General features: G+C 74.6%; 3 protein-coding genes and 1 pseudogene. All 4 read left to right on the forward strand.

Going from position 1 to position 18,952, the window contains the following annotated elements; translation table 11 throughout:
• Nucleotides 1–954: KR domain-containing protein (locus tag ACWGH1_RS34135; RefSeq protein WP_453409315.1), on the forward strand; the 954-nt coding region annotated here is incomplete at its 5' end.
• A 291-nt stretch (nucleotides 955–1,245) separates the two neighbouring features.
• Nucleotides 1,246–4,566, forward strand: a pseudogene (locus tag ACWGH1_RS34140) (type I polyketide synthase); the annotation flags it as partial.
• Between the two features lie 32 nt (nucleotides 4,567–4,598).
• The gene (locus ACWGH1_RS34145; RefSeq protein WP_453409316.1) at nucleotides 4,599–9,533 is read left to right on the forward strand and encodes a type I polyketide synthase; all 4,935 of its coding nucleotides are present in this window, start codon (nucleotides 4,599–4,601) and stop codon (nucleotides 9,531–9,533) included.
• Between the two features lie 81 nt (nucleotides 9,534–9,614).
• On the forward strand, nucleotides 9,615–18,952 hold a 9,338-nt coding region (locus ACWGH1_RS34150), incomplete at its 3' end, for a type I polyketide synthase (protein WP_453409317.1).

Consider the following 18,952-nt stretch of genomic DNA (forward strand, 5'->3'; position numbering starts at 1 on the left):
ATGTTCTCCTCGGCCGGTGGTCTGGTGCTGGCGGCCGGTCAGGGCAATTACGCGGCGGCGAACGTGTTCCTGGACGTGCTGGCTGCTCACCGGCGGGCGGAGGGTCTGCCGGCGACGTCGATGGCCTTCGGCCTCTGGGACGTCGACACCGGCATGGCGGCCCACCTGACGCCCGCCGACCTCGACCGGATGCGCCGCGCCGGTACGCCCGCCCTCTCAGAGGCGGAAGGACTCGCCCTCTTCGACTCCGCCCTCGCATCGGGCGAAGCGGCGACCGTCCCGCTCAAGGTGGATTCCGGCGCGCTGCGGGCCCGTACCGACGAACTGCCCGCCCTACTGAGGGGAATGGTGCCGACCGCACGGAAGCGGACCGCAACAGCCGGAGCACCGGCCGGGGTGTCGCTGGCCGAGCGGATCGCCGGCCACGACGAGGAGGAGCGCACCCGGATCATCCTGGACGTCGTACGGAGCCACGCGGCGACCGTGCTCGGACACGCCTCCGGCGATGTGATCGAACCCGACCGGGCCTTCGGCGAGTTGGGCTTCGACTCGCTCGGTTCGGTGGAACTCCGCAACCAGCTCGGTGCGGCCAGCGGCCTACGGCTGCCCGCCACGCTCATCTTCGACTACCCGAGCGCGGCGGAGGTCGCCGCGTACATCGCCCGGAAGCTGGCTCCGGCGGCCACGGGCCACGCCCCGACCACCGGACTGGAGGCCGACCTCGCGCGGCTGGAGGCCCTGCTGGCCTCCGACGCCGCCGCCGGCGCCCCCGACCGCACGCGGCTCGCCGAGCGGCTGCGGGAACTGGCCGGCCGGCTCGACGGACGATCCACCCACCCCCAGGGGTATGCCACGCCGGAGATCCCGGACCGTGGCGAGGACCTCCACGAGGTCACCGCGGACGAGCTGTTCGACATCCTGGACAACGAGCTCGGTACCCCCGCGACCCCCTGACCCGCCCCACCCCGGCGGGCCCGGCAGACCCTGGCCGGGGGGGGGGGCCGCGGTGAGAGCGGCGGCGCTGGGCGACACCGCGGACCCCGTGGGCGGTCCCCCGGCGACCCCCTGCCCCCCCCCACCCCGGCCGTTCTGTGTGTTTCCCCTGCTCCGGCGAGGCCCCTGGGCAGGGGTGGGCTAAGGGTAGGCCGCCCTCTCGGCAGCTCAGTAGCGTTCGAACCGATCAATGCCGGACTGGGCAACGCGAGCGAGTCGCCACTTTTTGTCGACCAGAGGGAGTAGGTCTCGGTGAGCAACGAGGAGCGACTTCTCGAATATCTGAAGCGGGCCACCTCCGACCTGAGAGACACCCGCCGGCGCCTGGCCGAGGCCGAGCGCCGCCCCGGACGCCACGACGATCCGATCGTCATCGTCGGCATGGGGTGCCGCTACCCGGGCGGTGTGACCACCCCCGAGGAGCTGTGGAAGCTGGTGGCGGACGGGGTCGATGCGATCGGCGGGTTCCCCGCCGACCGGGGCTGGGATCCGGAGGTCTACGACCCGGAGCCCGGCGCGCCCGGCCGTACGTACGCCCGGGAAGGCGGATTCCTCTACGACGCCGCCGAGTTCGACCCGGTCTTCTTCGGCATCAGCCCCAACGAGGCCCTCGTGACCGACCCGCAGCAGCGGCTGCTGCTGGAAGTGTCCTGGGAGGCCATCGAGCGGGCCGGCATCGACCCCACCACCCTCAAGGGCGGGGCGACCGGCGTGTTCGCCGGCGTCATGTACCACGACTACGCCCTCGGCCTCGAACCCGGCAGCACCACCGCGGGCAGCGTCGTCTCGGGCCGCGTCTCGTACACCCTGGGCCTGGAGGGCCCGGCGGTGAGCGTCGACACCGCCTGCTCGTCGTCGCTGGTCGCCCTGCACCTGGCCGCCCAGGCCCTGCGGTCCGGGGAGTGCGACCTCGCTCTGGCGGGCGGGGTGACCGTGATGGCTACCCCGGACATGTTCGTCTACTTCAGCACCCAGCAGGGCTTGGCTGCCGACGGCCGCTCGAAGTCCTTCGCCGCCGCTGCGGACGGCGTGGCCTGCTCGGAGGGCGCAGGGGTGCTGCTGCTGGAGCGGCTGTCCGACGCGCGCCGCAACGGCCACCCGGTCCTCGCCGTCGTCCGCGGATCCGCGCTCAACCAGGACGGTGCCAGCAACGGCCTGACCGCCCCGAACGGCCCCTCGCAGCAGCGGGTCATCCGCAAGGCGCTGGCGAACGCCGGGCTGTCGGCGGCCGACGTCGACGTGGTCGAGGCGCACGGTACGGGCACCACCCTCGGCGACCCCATCGAGGCCCAGGCACTGCTGGAGACGTACGGACAGGAGCGGCCCGAGGGACGGCCGCTCTGGCTGGGCTCCATCAAGTCCAACATGGGGCACAGTCAGGCGGCCGCGGGCGTCGCGGGCGTGATGAAGATGGTCATGGCGATGCGCAACGGCGTCCTGCCGCCCACCTTGCACGTGGACGCGCCGTCGGACCAGGTGGACTGGGAATCCGGGAGCGTCGAGCTGCTCACGGAGGGCCGGGTGTGGGAGACGGCGCCCGGCGGTGTGCGGCGGGCCGGGGTGTCCTCGTTCGGGATCAGCGGCACCAACGCCCACGTGATCATCGAGGAGGCGCCGGCCGACACGGAGGAGGCGGCTGTGCGGGCCGCCCTCCCCGTCGTGCCCTGGTTGCTGTCCGCGAAGACGCCCCGGGCGCTGGCCGCTCAGGCGGAGCGTCTGCTGGAGCGGGTCTCCGCCGGGCCGGACACCGACGCGGCGGACATCGGGCTCTCCCTCGTCGGCTCGCGCACCGCCTTCACCCACCGCGCCGTCGTACTCGGCGACCGGGAGCGGGCGCTCGCGGCGCTCGCGGCGGGTGAGGCACACCCGAGGGCGATCACCGGAACCCTGCGGCGCGGTGGCCGGACGGCGTTCCTGTTCACGGGGCAGGGTGCGCAGCGCCTCGGGATGGGGCGTGGGCTGTACGAGGCGTTCCCGGTGTTCGCGGCGGCGTTCGACGCGGTGTGTGGGGAGGTCGACCGGCAGCTGGGGCGGTCGTTGCGTGAGGTGGTGTGGGGTGAGGATGCGGAGGCGCTGAACGCCACCGCGATCACCCAGCCCGCGTTGTTCGCGCTCGAGGTGGCCTTGTTCCGGCTGGTGGAGGCGTGGGGGGTCACCCCTGATCTGATCGCCGGGCATTCGATCGGTGAGCTGGCCGCCGCGCATGTCGCCGGTGTGCTGTCGCTGGCGGATGCGGCCGAGCTGGTCGTCGCGCGCGGCAGGTTGATGCAGGCGCTGCCCGCCGGGGGCGCGATGCTCGCCGTCCAGGCGACCGAGGGGGAGGTGCTGGCGCACCTCACCGACGGGGTGGGTATCGCGGCGGTCAACGGCCCGGACTCGGTCGTCGTATCGGGTGTGGAGGCCGCCGTGCTGGCGGTGGGGGAGCACTTCACGGCTGCCGGCCGCAAGACGAGTCGGCTGGCTGTTTCGCACGCGTTCCACTCGGCGTTGATGGACCCGATGCTGGACGAGTTCCGCACCGTTGCCGCTCGGTTGACGTACTCCGCTCCGCGGATTCCGGTGGTTTCCACCGTCACCGGTGAGCTGTCCGAGGCCTGGCAGTCCCCGGAGTACTGGGTCGGCCAGGTCCGGGAGGCGGTCAGGTTCGCCGACGCCGTACGGATGCTGGAGCAGCAGGGCGCCACCCGGTTCCTGGAGATCGGCCCGGACGGCATCCTGACCGGCCTCGCCCAGCAGTCGGCCGAGTCCGCCGAAGCCGTCCTCGTACCCGCCCTCCGCAGGAACCGCCCCGAGCCGGAGGCCTTGGCGGAGGCTCTGGCGCAACTCCACGTGGACGGCGTACGCGTCGACTGGGCGGCGTTCTACGCCGGCACCGGCGCGCACCGCGTGGAGCTGCCCACGTACGCCTTCCAGCGCGGCCGCTACTGGGTCGACGCCGCCCGCTCCACGAGCGGCGCCGGCGCGCCCGTCACCCATGACGTCCCCTCGGCCGAGGAGTCCCGGCGCGCGGCGGCGGACCTGCACGCCAAGCTCGACGGGCTCCCGGCGGCCGAACGGGCCCGCGTCCTGCTCGGCCTGGTCCGTACGCACGTCGCGGCCGTCCTCGGCTACGAGTCCGCCGCCACCGTGGAGGCCGACCTCGCCTTCCGGGACATGGGCTTCGACTCCCTGGCCGCCGTCGAACTGCGCAAGCGGCTCACCGCGGCCGGCGGGTGCGACCTGCCCGCCACCCTGATCTTCGACTACCCGACGCCGCGGGCCGCGGCGGCGTTCCTGGGCGAGCGGTTGGACGCCGACTCCGCCGACTCCGCCGGCGCCGACCCGGCCGCCGCCGCGCTGGCCGAACTCGACCGCATCGAGGCCGTACTCACCGGCTTCCCCGCCGACGGAGGCGACACGGAGGTGATCGGCGCCCGCGCGGACGCCATCACCGCCCGGCTGGAAGCCGTCGTACGGCGCTGGCGCGACGCCCGGGGCCCCGGGGGCGGCGCCGCCGATGACGGCCCCGACCTCGAAACGGTCACCGACGAGGAGCTGTTCGACGTGCTCGACAGCGAATTCGGCATCTCCTAGCCAGCGATCAGCTCTAGATTGGTTGAGGTTCGATGAGCAACGACGAGAAGCTCCGGGACTATCTCAAGCGAGCCACCAGCGAACTACAGCGCACGCGGCGCCAGTTGCGCGAAGCCGAGGAACTGAACCAGGAGCCGGTGGCCATCGTCGCGATGGGCTGCCGGTTTCCGGGCGGCATCGCCTCGCCCGAGGACCTGTGGCAGCTGGTGGACGCCGGCCGGGACGCCGTGTCCCTCTTCCCGGACGGCCGCGGCTGGGACCTGGACGCCCTCTACGACCCGGAGCCCGCCACGCCCGGCAAGACGTACTGCCGCGAGGGCGGCTTCCTGCACGACGCGGGCGAGTTCGACGCCGACTTCTTCAGGATCAGCCCGCGCGAGGCCCGCGACACCGACCCGCAGCAGCGGCTGCTGCTGGAGGTGTCCTGGGAGGCCATCGAGCGCGCCGGCATCGACCCCACCTCCCTGAAGGGCAGCCGCACCGGCGTGTTCGCCGGCGTCGTCTACCACGACTACCCGGGCGGCGGCGGTACCGGCGGGCTGGCCAGCGTCGCCTCGGGGCGCGTGGCGTACTCGCTGGGCCTGGAGGGTCCCGCGGTGACCGTGGACACCGCCTGCTCGTCCTCGCTCGTCGCGCTCCACCTGGCCGTCCAGTCCGTGCGGACGGGCGAGTGCACGATGGCGCTCGCCGGCGGGGTCACCGTCATGGCGAGCCCGGACTCCTTCGTCGGGTTCAGCCAGGACCGCGGACTCGCTCCGGACGGCCGGTGCAAGTCCTTCGCCGCGGCTGCCGACGGCACGACCTGGTCCGAGGGCGCCGGCATGGTCCTCGTGGAGCGGCTCTCCGACGCGCGGCGCCACGGCCACCCGGTGCTCGCCGTCGTCCGCGGCTCGGCGATGAACTCCGACGGTGCCTCCAACGGCCTGACCGCGCCCAACGGGCCCTCCCAGCAGCGGGTCATCCAGCAGGCCCTCGCCGCCGGCCGGCTGACCCCGGCCGACGTGGACGCCGTGGAGGCGCACGGCACCGGTACCACCCTCGGCGACCCCATCGAGGCGCAGGCCCTCATCGCCGCCTACGGGCGCGAGCGGCCCGCCGACGAGCCGCTGTGGCTGGGCTCGTTCAAGTCCAACATCGGGCACGCGCAGGCGGCCGCCGGGATCGGCGGTGTCATCAAGATGGTGCTCGCGATGCGGCACGGCGTGCTGCCGCGCACCCTGCACGTGGACGCGCCGAGCCCGAACGTCGACTGGAGCGCGGGCAGCGTGCGGCTGCTGACGGAGCCGATCGCCTGGCCGGAGCGGGGGCGTGCCAAGCGCGCGGGCGTGTCGTCGTTCGGGCTGAGCGGCACGAACGTCCACGTCATCGTGGAGGAGGCCCCGGCGGAGCAGGCCCCGGAGGCCGGGGCCCCGGCCGGGGCGGCCGCCCACCGGGCCGCCCCCGCCGGGGGGGACCGGGTTTCCACCGACGGCCGGGCCGTACCCGTTCCCGTCCTCGTGTCGGCCCGCCGCCCCGAGGCCCTCGCCGCGCAGGCGCTCCGCCTCGCCGACCACGTGGACGCCCACCCGGACCACGCGCTCCGCGACACGGCCTGGTCCCTGGCCACCACCCGGGCCGCCCTGGAGCACCGCGCCGTGGTCGTCGCCGACAGCCGCGCCGAGCTGACCCGGGCCCTGCGCGCCCTCGCCGCCGACCCGGCGCTGCCGGCCCCCGGCACGGCCACCGGCACCGCCCGCCCCGATGCGCTGACCGCCGTCCTCTTCACCGGCCAGGGCGCCCAGCGGCTCGGCATGTGCCGGGAACTGCACTCCGCCCACCCGGTGTTCGCCCGCGCCTTCGACGAGGTGCTCGACGCCCTCGACGCCCACCTCGACACCCCGCTGCGCGACACGATGTGGGGCGAGGACAGCGCGTCGCTCGACGCCACCGGCCTGGCGCAGCCCGCCCTGTTCGCGTGCGAGGTGGCCCTGTACCGGCTCGTGGAGTCCTGGGGCGTGCGGCCCGACTTCCTCGCCGGGCACTCCGTCGGCGAGCTGGCCGCCGCGCACGTCAGCGGCATCCTCACCCTCGCCGACGCCGCCCGGCTCGTGGCCGCCCGGGGCCGCCTGATGCAGGCCCTGCCCCGAGGCGGCGCGATGGCCGCGCTCGAAGCCGCCGAGGACGAGGTGGAACCGCTGCTCACCACCGACGCGGGCATCGCCGCCCTCAACGGCCCCCGCGCCGTGGTCGTTTCCGGCGCGGAGGAGGCGGTCACCGCGCTCGCCGAGCACTTCCGTGCCCTGGGCCGCAAGACCAAGCGGCTCGCCGTCTCGCACGCCTTCCACTCGCCGCTGATGGAACCGATGCTCGACGCGTTCCGCGCCGTCGCGGAGAGCATCGGCTACGGAACCCCGCGCATCCCGATCGTCTCGACCGTCACCGGGGAACTCCTCGGCGCCGACGAAGCGGCCCACGCCGACTACTGGGTCGCCCACGTACGCCGGACCGTGCGGTTCAGTGACGCGGTACGGCAGCTGGCCGCCAAGGGCGTCCACACCTTCCTCGAACTCGGCCCCGACGCCGCGCTGACCCCGCTCGGCCCCGACTGCCTCGCCGACGCGGAAGCCGACGCCGACGCGGACCGGCCGGTATTCACCGCCGCGTTGCGGCGCGGCCGGAGCGAGGAACGCGCCCTGGCCGAAGCCCTCGCCCTCGCCCACACGCGGGGCGTCCCCGTCGACTGGACGGCCTATTTCACGGCGACGGCGCCCGGCGCCCGCCCCCGGCGCGTGGAACTGCCCACCTACGCCTTCCAGCGCAAGAACTACTGGGCGCGGACCGGCCAGGCCCCGGCCGCCACCCCCGGCACGTCCGACCCGGCGGAAGCCGAGTTCTGGGAGGCCGTCGAGCGGGCGGACACGGCGGAACTCGCCGAACGGCTCGGCCTGGACGCCGACGCCCTCGCTCCCGTCCTGCCCGCCCTCACCAGCTGGCGGGCCGGCCGCCGCGAAGCCGCCGCCGTCGACGCGCTGCGCTACCGCGTCAGCTGGACCCCCGTCCCCGACCCGGCGGGGCCGGCCCCGCTCGACGGTGACTGGCTCATCGTGCACGCCCCCGGTCAGGGCCCCCTCGCCGCCGTCTTCGCCGACGCGCTCAGCGGCCGGGGAGCACGGCCGGTCCTGCACCCGGTCGGCGCCGGGGACTCCGTGCTCCCCGGGACGCTGCCCGCCGCACCGGCCGGGGTGCTGAGCCTGCTCGCCCAGGACGACACCGAACACCCCGCGCACCCCGAGCTCTCCCGCGGCCTCGCCGACACCGTCGCCCTGCTCCAGGAACTGGCCGTACGCGACTGCACCGCCCCCGTGTGGTGCCTCACCCGGGGCGCCGTCGCCACCGACGACGCCGACGCGGCCGCCCGGCCCGTCAGCCCCGCCCAGAGCGCCGTCTGGGGCCTGGGCGCGGCGCTCGTGCTGGAGACCCCCGCCACCTGGGGCGGCCTCATCGACCTCCCCGCCGGGGCGGACCCCGACGGGGAAGCCGCCGAACGGCTGGCCGGGCGGCTGTGCGACACCCTCGCCGGAGCCACCGGCGAGGACCAGGTCGCCCTGCGCCCCGAGGCCGCGTACGCCCGCCGCCTGACCCGACCCACCCGGCCCGACCCGGCCGGGCCGTGGCGGCCGCGCGGCACCGTCCTGGTCACCGGCGGCACCGGCGGACTGGGCGCGCACGTCGCCCGGATGCTGGCCGCCGACGGCGCCGAACACATCGTCCTCACCGGCCGGCGCGGCCCGCAGGCCCCCGGCGCCACCGAACTCGCCGAGGAACTACGGGAGTCGGGCGTACGGGTCTCGGTCGAGGCGTGCGACGTCGCCGACCGCGACGCCGTACGCCGGCTGCTGGACGGACTGACCGGCCTCACCGCAGTCGTCCACGCGGCCGGACTGCCCCAGCGCATCGCGCCGCTGGCCGCACTCACCCTCGCGGACCTTGCCGAGGTGGCATCCGCCAAGGTGCTCGGCGCCCGTCACCTCGACGAACTCCTCGGGGACACCGCCCTCGACGCCTTCGTCCTCTTCTCCTCCGGCGCCGCCGTGTGGGGCAGCGCCGGGCAGTCCGCGTACGGCAGCGCCAACGCCTACCTCGACGGCCTCGCCCACTCCCGCCGTGCCCGCGGCCTCGCCGCCACCTCCGTGGCCTGGGGCTCCTGGGACGGCGGCATGGTCGACGCCGAACTGGCCGCCGTGATGCGCCGCATCGGCGCTCCAGCGATGCGCCCGGACCACGCCGTCGGTGCGCTGCGCCGGATCCTCGCGGGCGGTGCCCGGCACGCGGTGGTCGCCGAGTTCGACTGGCAGCGCTTCGCGCCCACGTACGTACTGGCCCGGCCGCGGCCCCTGCTGAACGCCCTGCCCGAGGCGCTCGCCGCCCTCGACGCGGACCAAGCGCCGGGCACCGGTGAAGGCACCGGCCTCGCCGCCCGGCTGGCCGGGCTCACCCCCGCCGACCAGCTGAAGACGCTGCTCGACCTGGTACGCACCCACGTGGCGGCGCTGCTCGGCTACGACGACCCGGCCGACGTCGGCCCCGACCGCGGCTTCACCGACCTCGGCTTCGACTCGGTGGCGGCCGTGGACCTGCGCACCCGCCTCGTCGCCGCCACCGGCCGCCCCCTGCCGACCAGCATGGTCTACGACCACCCCAGCCCCGCGGCGCTCGCCGGCCACCTCCGCTCGGAGCTCTGCCAGGACGGGCACGACGGTGAACTGCCGGTGCTCGCCCAGCTGGACCGGCTCGAACAGGCCGCAGCAGGGCTGGCCGCCGACGAGATCGAGGCCGGCCGCCTCACCGCCCGGCTCCAGAGCCTGCTGGCCCGCCTCACCGCGACGCTCGACGCGGCGGCCGGCGCCCAAGGCATCGGCGGGCAGCTCGAAACCGCCTCCGCCGACGACATCTTCGCCTTCATCGACAACGAACTCGGCCTCACCTGATCGGTGCGACCGCGCCCCGGTGCACCCGACCCCGGATCGACTCGACCTCTCGGCATGAACAAGGACTCGGTGGGACCCAGAATGTCCAATGACGACGCCAAGCTTCTCGACTACCTCAAGCGGGTCACGGCGGATCTGCACCAGACCCGCCGCCGCCTCCAGGAGGTCGAGAACCAGGACCACGAACCCATCGCCATCGTGGCGATGAGCTGCCGCTACCCGGGAGGCATCAGCACTCCCGACGACCTGTGGCGGCTCGTGGCCGAAGGCCGCGACGCCATCGCCACCTTCCCCACCGACCGCGGCTGGGACCTCGACGGCCTGCGCGGCGGGGAAGCGGACGCGCCCGGCTCCGGCGGCAGCTACGTCAACGAAGGCGGCTTCGTCCAAGACGTCGCCGGCTTCGACGCCGGGTTCTTCGGGATCAGCCCCAACGAGGCGCTGACCATGGACCCCCAGCAGCGACTGCTGCTGGAAGTGTCCTGGGAGGCCGTCGAGCGGGCCGGCATCGACCCCGTCTCCCTGCGCGGCAAGCCGGTCGGCGTGTTCGCGGGCTCCGGGATCCAGGACTACGAGTACCTGATCGGCGCGGCGGGCGAAGTCGCCGAGGCGTACATGACCACTGCCAACGCGGCCGCCGTCATCTCCGGCCGCATCTCCTACGCCCTGGGTCTCGAAGGCCCCGCCGTCACTGTCGACACCGCCTGCTCCTCCTCGCTCGTCTCCCTGCACCTGGCCGCCCAGGCGCTGCGGCAGCGCGAATGCTCGCTGGCCCTCGCCGGCGGCGTCATGGTGATGTCCACCCCGTCGCCCTTCATCGCGTTCAGCCGCCAGCGCGGCCTCGCCCCCGACGGCCGCTGCAAGGCCTTCGCCGAAGCCGCCGACGGCACCGGCTGGTCGGAGGGCGCGGGCATGCTCGTACTCGAACGGCTCTCCGACGCGCGCCGCAACGGCCACCCGGTCCTCGCCGTCGTCCGCGGCAGCGCGGTCAACCAGGACGGCGCCAGCAACGGCCTGACCGCCCCCAACGGCCGGGCACAGCAGCGCGTCATCCGCCAGGCCCTCGCCAACGCGAAGCTGCCCGCCTCGCAGGTCGACGTCGTGGAAGGACACGGTACGGGCACCACCCTCGGCGACCCCATCGAGGCACAGGCGCTGCTCGCCACCTACGGCCAGGACCGGCCCGAGGACCGGCCGCTGTGGCTGGGCTCCATCAAGTCCAACATCGGGCACGCGCAGGCCGCGGCCGGTGTCGGCAGCGTCATCAAGATGGTCATGGCCCTGCGCGACGGGGTGCTGCCGCAGACCCTGCACGTGGACGAGCCGTCCAGCCACGTCGACTGGTCGGCGGGACGGGTCCGGCTGCTGTCCGAGTCCCGGGAATGGGAGCGCGCCGAGGACCGGCCGCGGCGGGCGGGTGTCTCCGCCTTCGGCGTCAGCGGCACCAACGCGCACGTCATCCTGGAAGAGGCCCCCGCGGAGGTGCCGGCCGAGGCGTCCGAGGGAGCGGCCGACGCCCCGGAGCCCGCCGCCGTACGGCTGCCCGCCGTGCTGCCCTGGCCGGTCTCCGGGCGGGACGCCGAAGCGCTCGCCGCCCAGGCGGACCGGCTGCACGCACACGTCGTCTCCGGCCCGGAAGCCGACGACGCGGACCTCGGCTACTCCCTCGCCACGAGCCGCGCCGCCCTGGACCACCGAGCGGTCGTCCTCGCCGCCGGCCGCGACGGCGCCCTCGCCGGCCTCGCGGCACTGGCGCAGGACCACCCGCACGCGAACGTCGTACGCGGTGCGGTCGCCAAGGGGGCGACGGCGTTCCTGTTTACGGGGCAGGGTGCGCAGCGCCTCGGGATGGGGCGTGGGCTGTACGAGGCGTTCCCGGTGTTCGCGGCGGCGTTCGACGCGGTGTGTGTCGAGGTCGACCGGCAGCTGGGGCGGTCGTTGCGTGAGGTGGTGTGGGGTGAGGATGCGGAGGCGCTGAACGCCACCGCGATCACCCAGCCCGCACTGTTCGCGCTTGAGGTGGCCTTGTTCCGGCTGGTGGAGGCGTGGGGTGTGACGCCCGACGTCGTTGCCGGGCATTCGATCGGTGAGCTGGCCGCCGCGCACGTCGCCGGTGTGCTGTCGCTCGCGGATGCGGCCGAACTGGTCGTCGCACGAGGACAGTTGATGCAGGCGCTGCCCGCCGGGGGCGCGATGCTCGCGGTTCAGGCGACCGAGGAGGAGGTGCTGGCGCACCTCACCGACGGGGTGGGTATCGCGGCGGTCAACGGCCCGGACTCGGTCGTCGTATCGGGTGTGGAGGCCGCCGTACTGGCGGTCGGCGAGCACTTCACGGCTGCCGGCCGCAAGACCAGCCGGCTCGCCGTCTCGCACGCCTTCCACTCGGCGCTGATGGATCCGATGCTGGACGAATTCCGGGCCGTGGCACGGCGGTTGGCCTACTCCGAGCCGAAGCTGGCCGCGGTCTCCACCGTGACCGGTGAGCGGGTCGGCGCGCAGTGGCAGTCCCCGGACTACTGGGTCGGCCAGGTCCGCGAGGCCGTCCGGTTCGCCGACGCGGTGAGCGCGCTGGAGCGGGAAGGTGCCGTCCGGTACCTGGAGATCGGCCCGGACGGCATCCTGACCGGCCTCGCCCGGCAGTCGGCCGAGTCCGCCGAAGCCGTCCTCGTACCCGCCCTCCGCAAGAACCGCCCCGAGCCCGAGGCCCTCATCGCCGCCGTGGCCCAGCTCCACACCTGCGGCGCGCCCGTCGACTGGGCGGCGTTCTACGCCGGCACCGGCGCGCGCCGCGTCGAGCTGCCCACGTACGCCTTCCGGCGCACCCGCTACTGGGTCGAGGGCACCAACACCCTCGGCGACCTCTCCGCCGCCGGACTGGCCGCCGCCCAGCACCCGTTGCTCGGCGCCGTCGTGTCCCTGGCCGACTCCGGGGGAGTGGTCCTCACCGGTCGTGTCTCCGTCTCGGCACAGCCGTGGCTCGCCGACCACCGCGTGGGTGACGCCGTGGTGTTCCCCGGCACCGGCTTCGTGGAACTGGCCGTGCGGGCCGGTGACCAGGTCGGCTGCGAGCTGCTCGAAGAGCTCATGCTGCAGGCGCCCCTCGTGTTGCCCGAGCGCGGCGCCGTCGCCCTCCAGGTCGAGGTCGGTCCGGCGGACGCCGCCGGGCGGCGCCCCGTCAGCGTCCACTCCCGCCGGGACGACCAGCCGGACCAGCCGTGGACCCTGCACGCCGCCGGCGTCCTCGCGACCGGACCCGTCACCGCCGGACCCGCCGCCGACCCCTTCGGCCCGGCCGCCTGGCCGCCGGCCGGCTCCGCCCCCATCGGGACCGACGGGGTCTACGAGACGCTGGCCGCGGCCGGTCTGCCCTACGGGCCGGCCTTCCGCGGCCTGACCGCCGCCTGGAGCGCCGGTACCGAGGTGTTCGCCGAGGTCGCCCTGCCCGAAGGGGCCCGCCCCGACGCCGCCGCGTTCGGCCTGCACCCGGCGCTGCTGGACGCCTGCCTCCACGGTTCCGTCTTCACCGACCTGTACGCCGGTGCCGAGGGCCCCGTACTGCCGTTCGTCTGGACGGGCGTACGGCTGCACGCCTCCGGCGCCACCCGGCTGCGCGTCCGCATCACCCCCGACGGCGCGGGCGCCCTCGCACTGTCCGTGGCCGACGAGACCGGGCGCCCCGTCCTGTCCGTGGACTCCCTCGCCCTGCGCGAGGTCTCCGCCGGGCAGCTCGCCGCCGCCCGCACCGTCGCCCACGAGTCCCTCTTCGCCCTGGACTGGGCCGAACTCCCCGCCGCGACCGCCCCCGACGCCGCCCCGGCCGACTGGGACGCCCTGCCCGCCGACGCGCCCGTACCGCGGACCGTCGTCCTGCACTCCGTACCCGCCCGGGACCCGGACGGCGTGCGGGCCGCGACCGGCCGGGTGCTCGCCGCCCTGCAGAGCTGGCTCGCCGACGAGCGGTACGCCGACTCGCGCCTGGTCGTCGCCACCCGGGGTGCCGTCGCACTGCCCGGCGAGGACGTCACCGACCTCGCCGGAGCGGCCGTCTGGGGCCTGGTGCGGTCGGCGCAGACGGAGAACCCCGACCGGTTCCTCCTGACCGACCTCGGCCGGGATGCGGAGGCGGTCCTCGCGGTGGCCGCCGGCGAACCCCAGACCGCCGTCCGCGGCACCACCGTCCACGGCGCCCGGCTGACCCGCCTCGCCGACGACCCCGAGCGGCGCCTGCGGCCCGACTTCGGCACCGGCACCGTCCTGGTGACCGGCGCCACCGGCGCGCTCGGCCGCCTCGTCGCCCGGCGGTTGGTCGAGGCGCACGGCGTACGGAACCTCCTCCTGGTCTCCCGGCGCGGCGCGGACGCCCCCGGTGCGGCGGAACTCCGCGCCGAACTGCACGCCCTCGGCGCGGAAGCCGCCCTCGCCGCCTGCGACGCCGGAGACCGGGACGCCCTGGCCGACGTCCTCGCGGCCATCCCGGACGCCCACCCGCTCACCGGCGTTGTCCACCTCGCCGGAGTGCTCGACGACGCCCTCGTCGGCTCGCTGACCCCGCAGAGCCTGGACACCGTCCTGCGGGCCAAGGCGGACGCCGCCCTGCACCTGCACGAGCTGACCCGGCACCTGGAACTGTCGGCCTTCGTACTGTTCTCCTCCGCGACCGGCGTCCTCGGCGTCCCCGGCCAGGGCAACTACGGCGCCGCCAACGCCCTGCTGGACGGCCTCGCGGCCCACCGCCGCGCACATGGCCTGCCCGCCCAGTCGCTCGCCTGGGGGCTGTGGGCGAGCGGCATGTCCGGTGCCCTCACCGAAGCCGACCTCCAGCGGATGAGCCGCACCGGCATCGGCGCCCTCACCGCCGAGTACGGCCTGGACCTCTTCGAGCGCGCGCTGACCGTCGACACCCCGCTCGTCCTGCCGGTCCGGCTGGACGTACGGACCCTCGCGGCCGCCGGCGACGCCCTGCCGGCGATCTTCCGCGGCCTGGTCCGGGTACGGCCGCGCCGCGGCGCCGTGTCGACCCCCGAGGCCGCCGGCTCGCTGCGCGGACGGCTGGCCGGACTCGACCGGGACGCGCGCATCGCCGTCCTGCTCGACCTGGTCCGCACCCAGGTGGCGGTCACCCTCGGCTACCCCGGACCGCACGCGGTGGACGAGGGCCGCGCGTTCAGCGAGCTGGGCTTCGACTCGCTCACCGCCGTCGAGTTCCGCAACGCCGTCAGCGCCGCCACCGACGTACGCCTCCCCGCCACCCTGGCCTTCGACTACCCGAACCCGCGCGCCCTCTCCCGGCACCTGCTGGACGAACTCGGCGGATCCGACGGCCGGTCGGGGCCGGACCCGGCCACCGCGGTCCGGACCTCCGGCGCGGAGGACGACCCGATCGTGATCGTGGCCATGGCCTGCCGCTACCCCGGCGGCGTGGACACCCCCGAGGCGCTCTGGCGGCTCGTCGCCGACGGCGTGGACGCCGTCTCCGGCTTCCCCGACAACCGGGGCTGGGACCTGGACCGGATCTACGACCCCACCGCCGAGCGCCCGCACACCAGCTACGCCCGCGAAGGCGGATTCCTGCACCGGGCGGGCGAGTTCGACCCGGCGTTCTTCGGCATCAGCCCCAACGAGGCCGCCATCATGGACCCCCAGCAGTTCCTGCTGCTGGAGACGGCCTGGGAGGTCTTCGAGCGGGCCGGGATCGATCCGGAGACCCTGCGCGGCAGCATGACCGGCTGCTACGCCGGGATGATGTACCACGACTACGCCGCCAACAACAGCACCGGCGCCATCGCCTCGGGCCGGGTCTCGTACGTGTTCGGCCTGGAGGGCCCGGCGGTCACCGTCGACACGGCGTGCTCGTCGTCGCTGGTGGCCCTGCACATGGCGGCCCAGGCGCTGCGCTCCGGGGAGTGCTCCCTCGCGCTCGCCGGCGGGGTCGCCGTCATGGCCACCCCGGAGGTCTTCGTCGAGTTCAGCCGCCAGCGCGGACTCGCCCCCGACGGCCGCTGCAAGTCGTTCGGCGCGGACGCCAACGGCACCGGCTGGGGCGAGGGCGCCGGCATGCTCCTCCTGGAGCGACTGTCCGACGCCCGGCGCAACGGGCACCCGGTCCTGGCCACGGTCAAGGGCTCGGCGCTCAACCAGGACGGTGCCAGCAACGGCCTGACCGCCCCGAACGGCCCGGCGCAGCAGCGGGTGATCCGCCAGGCCCTGGCGAACGCCGGGCTGACGGCCGCCGAGGTCGACGCGGTGGAGGCGCACGGCACCGGCACGGTCCTCGGCGACCCGATCGAAGCCCAGGCGCTGCTGGCCACGTACGGGCAGGAGCGGCCCGAGGGCCGGCCGCTGTGGCTGGGCTCCGTCAAGTCCAACATGGGGCACACCCAGGCCGCGGCCGGTGTCGCAGGCATCATCAAGATGGTGATGGCGATGCGGCACGGAGTGCTGCCGCCCACCCTGCACGCGCAAGAACGGTCGGACCAGATCGACTGGTCGGCGGGCGAGGTGGAGCTGCTCACCGAGGCCCGGGAGTGGCAGGCCGAGGGCCGGCCGCGCCGGGCGGGCATCTCCTCGTTCGGCATCAGCGGCACCAACGCCCACGTCATAGTGGAGGAGGTCGCCGACGCCACGCGGCCGGCCCCGACCGCACCTGGCGACGCGGAACTTCCCCTGCTGCCCTGGGCGTTGTCCGCGAAGTCCGCGCAGGCGCTGGCGGGCCAGGCGGAACGCCTGCTCGCCGTGGCCGACGCCCACCGTGCCGAAGACGTCGGGTACACCCTGGCGACGGCGCGCAGCACGATGGACCACCGGGCGGTGGTGACGGGCGACGAGGCGAGCCGCCGCGCGGCCCTCGCCGCCCTCGAGGCGGGGGAGGAGCACCCGGCCCTGGTGACGGGCCAGGCCCAGCTGGGGGGCCGGACGGCGTTCCTGTTTACGGGGCAGGGGGCGCAGCGCCTCGGGATGGGGCGTGGGCTGTACGAGGCGTTCCCGGTGTTCGCGGCGGCGTTCGACGCGGTGTGTGGGGAGGTCGACCGGCAGCTGGGGCGGTCGTTGAGTGAGGTGGTGTGGGGTGAGGATGCGGAGGCGCTGAACGCCACCGCGATCACCCAGCCCGCGTTGTTCGCGCTTGAGGTGGCCTTGTTCCGGCTGGTGGAGGCGTGGGGGGTCACCCCTGATCTGATCGCCGGGCACTCGATCGGTGAGCTTGCTGCCGCGCATGTGGCGGGTGTGCTGTCGCTGGCGGATGCGGCCGAACTAGTCGTCGCACGAGGACGGTTGATGCAGGCGCTGCCCGCCGGGGGCGCGATGCTCGCGGTCCAGGCGACCGAGGAGGAGGTGCTGGCGCACCTCACCGACGGGGTGGGTATCGCGGCAGTCAACGGCCCGGACTCGGTGGTGGTGTCGGGTGTGGAGGCCGCCGTGCTGGCGGTGGGGGAGCACTTCGCGGCTGCCGGCCGCAAGACGAGTCGGCTGGCTGTTTCGCACGCGTTCCACTCGGCGTTGATGGACCCGATGCTGGATGAGTTCCGTGCGGTGGCGGCCCGGTTGACGTACTCCGCTCCGCGGATACCGGTGGTTTCCACCGTCACCGGTGAGCTGTCCGAGGCCTGGCAGTCCCCGGAGTACTGGGTCGGCCAGGTCCGGGAGGCGGTCCGGTTCGCCGACGCCGTACGGATGCTGGAGCAGCAGGGCGCCACCCGGTTCCTGGAGATCGGCCCGGACGGCATCCTGACCGGCCTCGCCCAGCAGTCGGCCGAGTCCGCCGAAACCGTCCTCGTACCCGCCCTCCGCAAGAACCGCCCCGAGCCCGAAGCGCTCCTCACGGCGCTGGGCCGTCTCCACACCTCCGGTGCCACCGTCGACTGGCAGGCGTTCTACCGCCCCGCCGACGCGCGCCGCGTGGAGCTGCCCACGTACGCCTTCCAGCGCACCCGCTACTGGGTCGGCACGGAGGAGTACCTCGCCAACTCCTGGCTCGGTACGAGTGGCGGCAGCATGGCGACGGCCGGGCTGGCGGACGCCGGCCACCCGCTGCTCGGTGCCGTCCTGCCGTCCCCCGACACGGACGTCGTCACGTTCACCGGCCGGCTGTCGGTGGGCACGCACGCCTGGATCGCCGACCATGACGTCCTCGGGTCCGTCCTGCTGCCGGGCACGGGCTTCGTGGAGCTCGCGATCCGCGGGGGTGACCAGGTCGGTTGTGGCCTGTTGGAAGAGCTCGCCCTCCAGGCACCGTTGATTCTGCCCGAGCGGGGCGCCGTGACCGTCCAGATGGTCGTCGGCGCCGCCGACACCACCGGGCGGCGGTCGGTCAGCGTCTACTCGCGCGCCGAGGAGCGGCCGGACCTGCCGTGGACCCTGCACGCCGACGGAGTCCTCGCACCCGTCGCCGCGGCCCCCGCCTTCGAGCTGGCGGCCTGGCCGCCGGCCGGCGCGGAGGTACTGCCGCTGGACGGCGCCTACGAAGGCCTGCGCGAGCGGGGCTTCGGATACGGGCCCGTCTTCCAGGGGCTGACGGCGGCCTGGCGGCGGGGTGACGAGCTGTTCGCCGAGGTGGCGCTGCCCGAGCAGGCCCACGCGGAGGCCGCGGAGTTCGGGCTGCACCCGGCCCTGCTGGACGCCGCCATGCACGCCGCCCTGGTGAACGGAACCGGCGGCGACGAAACGGTCCTGCCCTTCGTGTGGCAGGACGTCACGCTGCACGCGGCCGGGGCCACCGCCGTACGGGTGCGGATCACCCAGCCCAGTCCGGAGAGCCTCTCGCTCCAGGTGGCCGACGCCACCGGCGCGCCCGTCGCCACGGTGGGCGCGGTCGTCGGACGGCCGGTCTCCACCGAGCAGCTGGGCACGGACGACGCGGATTCCCTCTTCCACATCGCCTGGAACCCGCTGCCGGGCGCGGCGGCCGCCGCCCCCGAGTCGTGGACCCGTTGGGAAGACCTGCCCGAAGAGGGGCCGGTCGGTGGAACCGTCGTCTTCGAGTGCCCCGTCACCGACGGGGACGTCCCGGCCGCCGTGCACGCCTTGACCCATCAGGTCCTGGGTGTGGTGCAGGGGTGGTTGGCGGATGTGCGGTTCGAGGGTGCGAGTTTGGTCGTGGTCACCCGGGGTGCGGTGGTGGTGGAGGAGGGTGAGCCGGTGGATGTGCGTCAGGGCCCGGTGTGGGGTCTGGTGCGGTCTGCGCAGGCGGAGAATCCGGGCCGGTTCGTGTTGGTGGATTCGGATGGTTCGGTGGATGTGGCGGGCCTGGTGGTTCTGGGTGAGCCGGAGTTGGCGGTTCGTGGTGGTGGGGTGTGGGTGCCCCGGTTGGCGCGGGTGGCGGTTTCGGCTGGTGGTGGGCCGGTGTGGGGCGGTTCGGGCACGGTGTTGGTGACGGGTGGTACCGGTGGTCTGGGTGCGTTGGTGGCTCGTCATCTGGTTGCGGT

This window comes from Streptomyces sp. NPDC054883, from assembly GCF_053610645.1.

Coding starts and splice junctions, on each gene's coding strand:
- ACWGH1_RS34145 (WP_453409316.1), top strand. CDS start 4,599: ATGAGCAACGACGAGAAGCTCCGGGACTATCTCAAGCGAGCCACCAGC.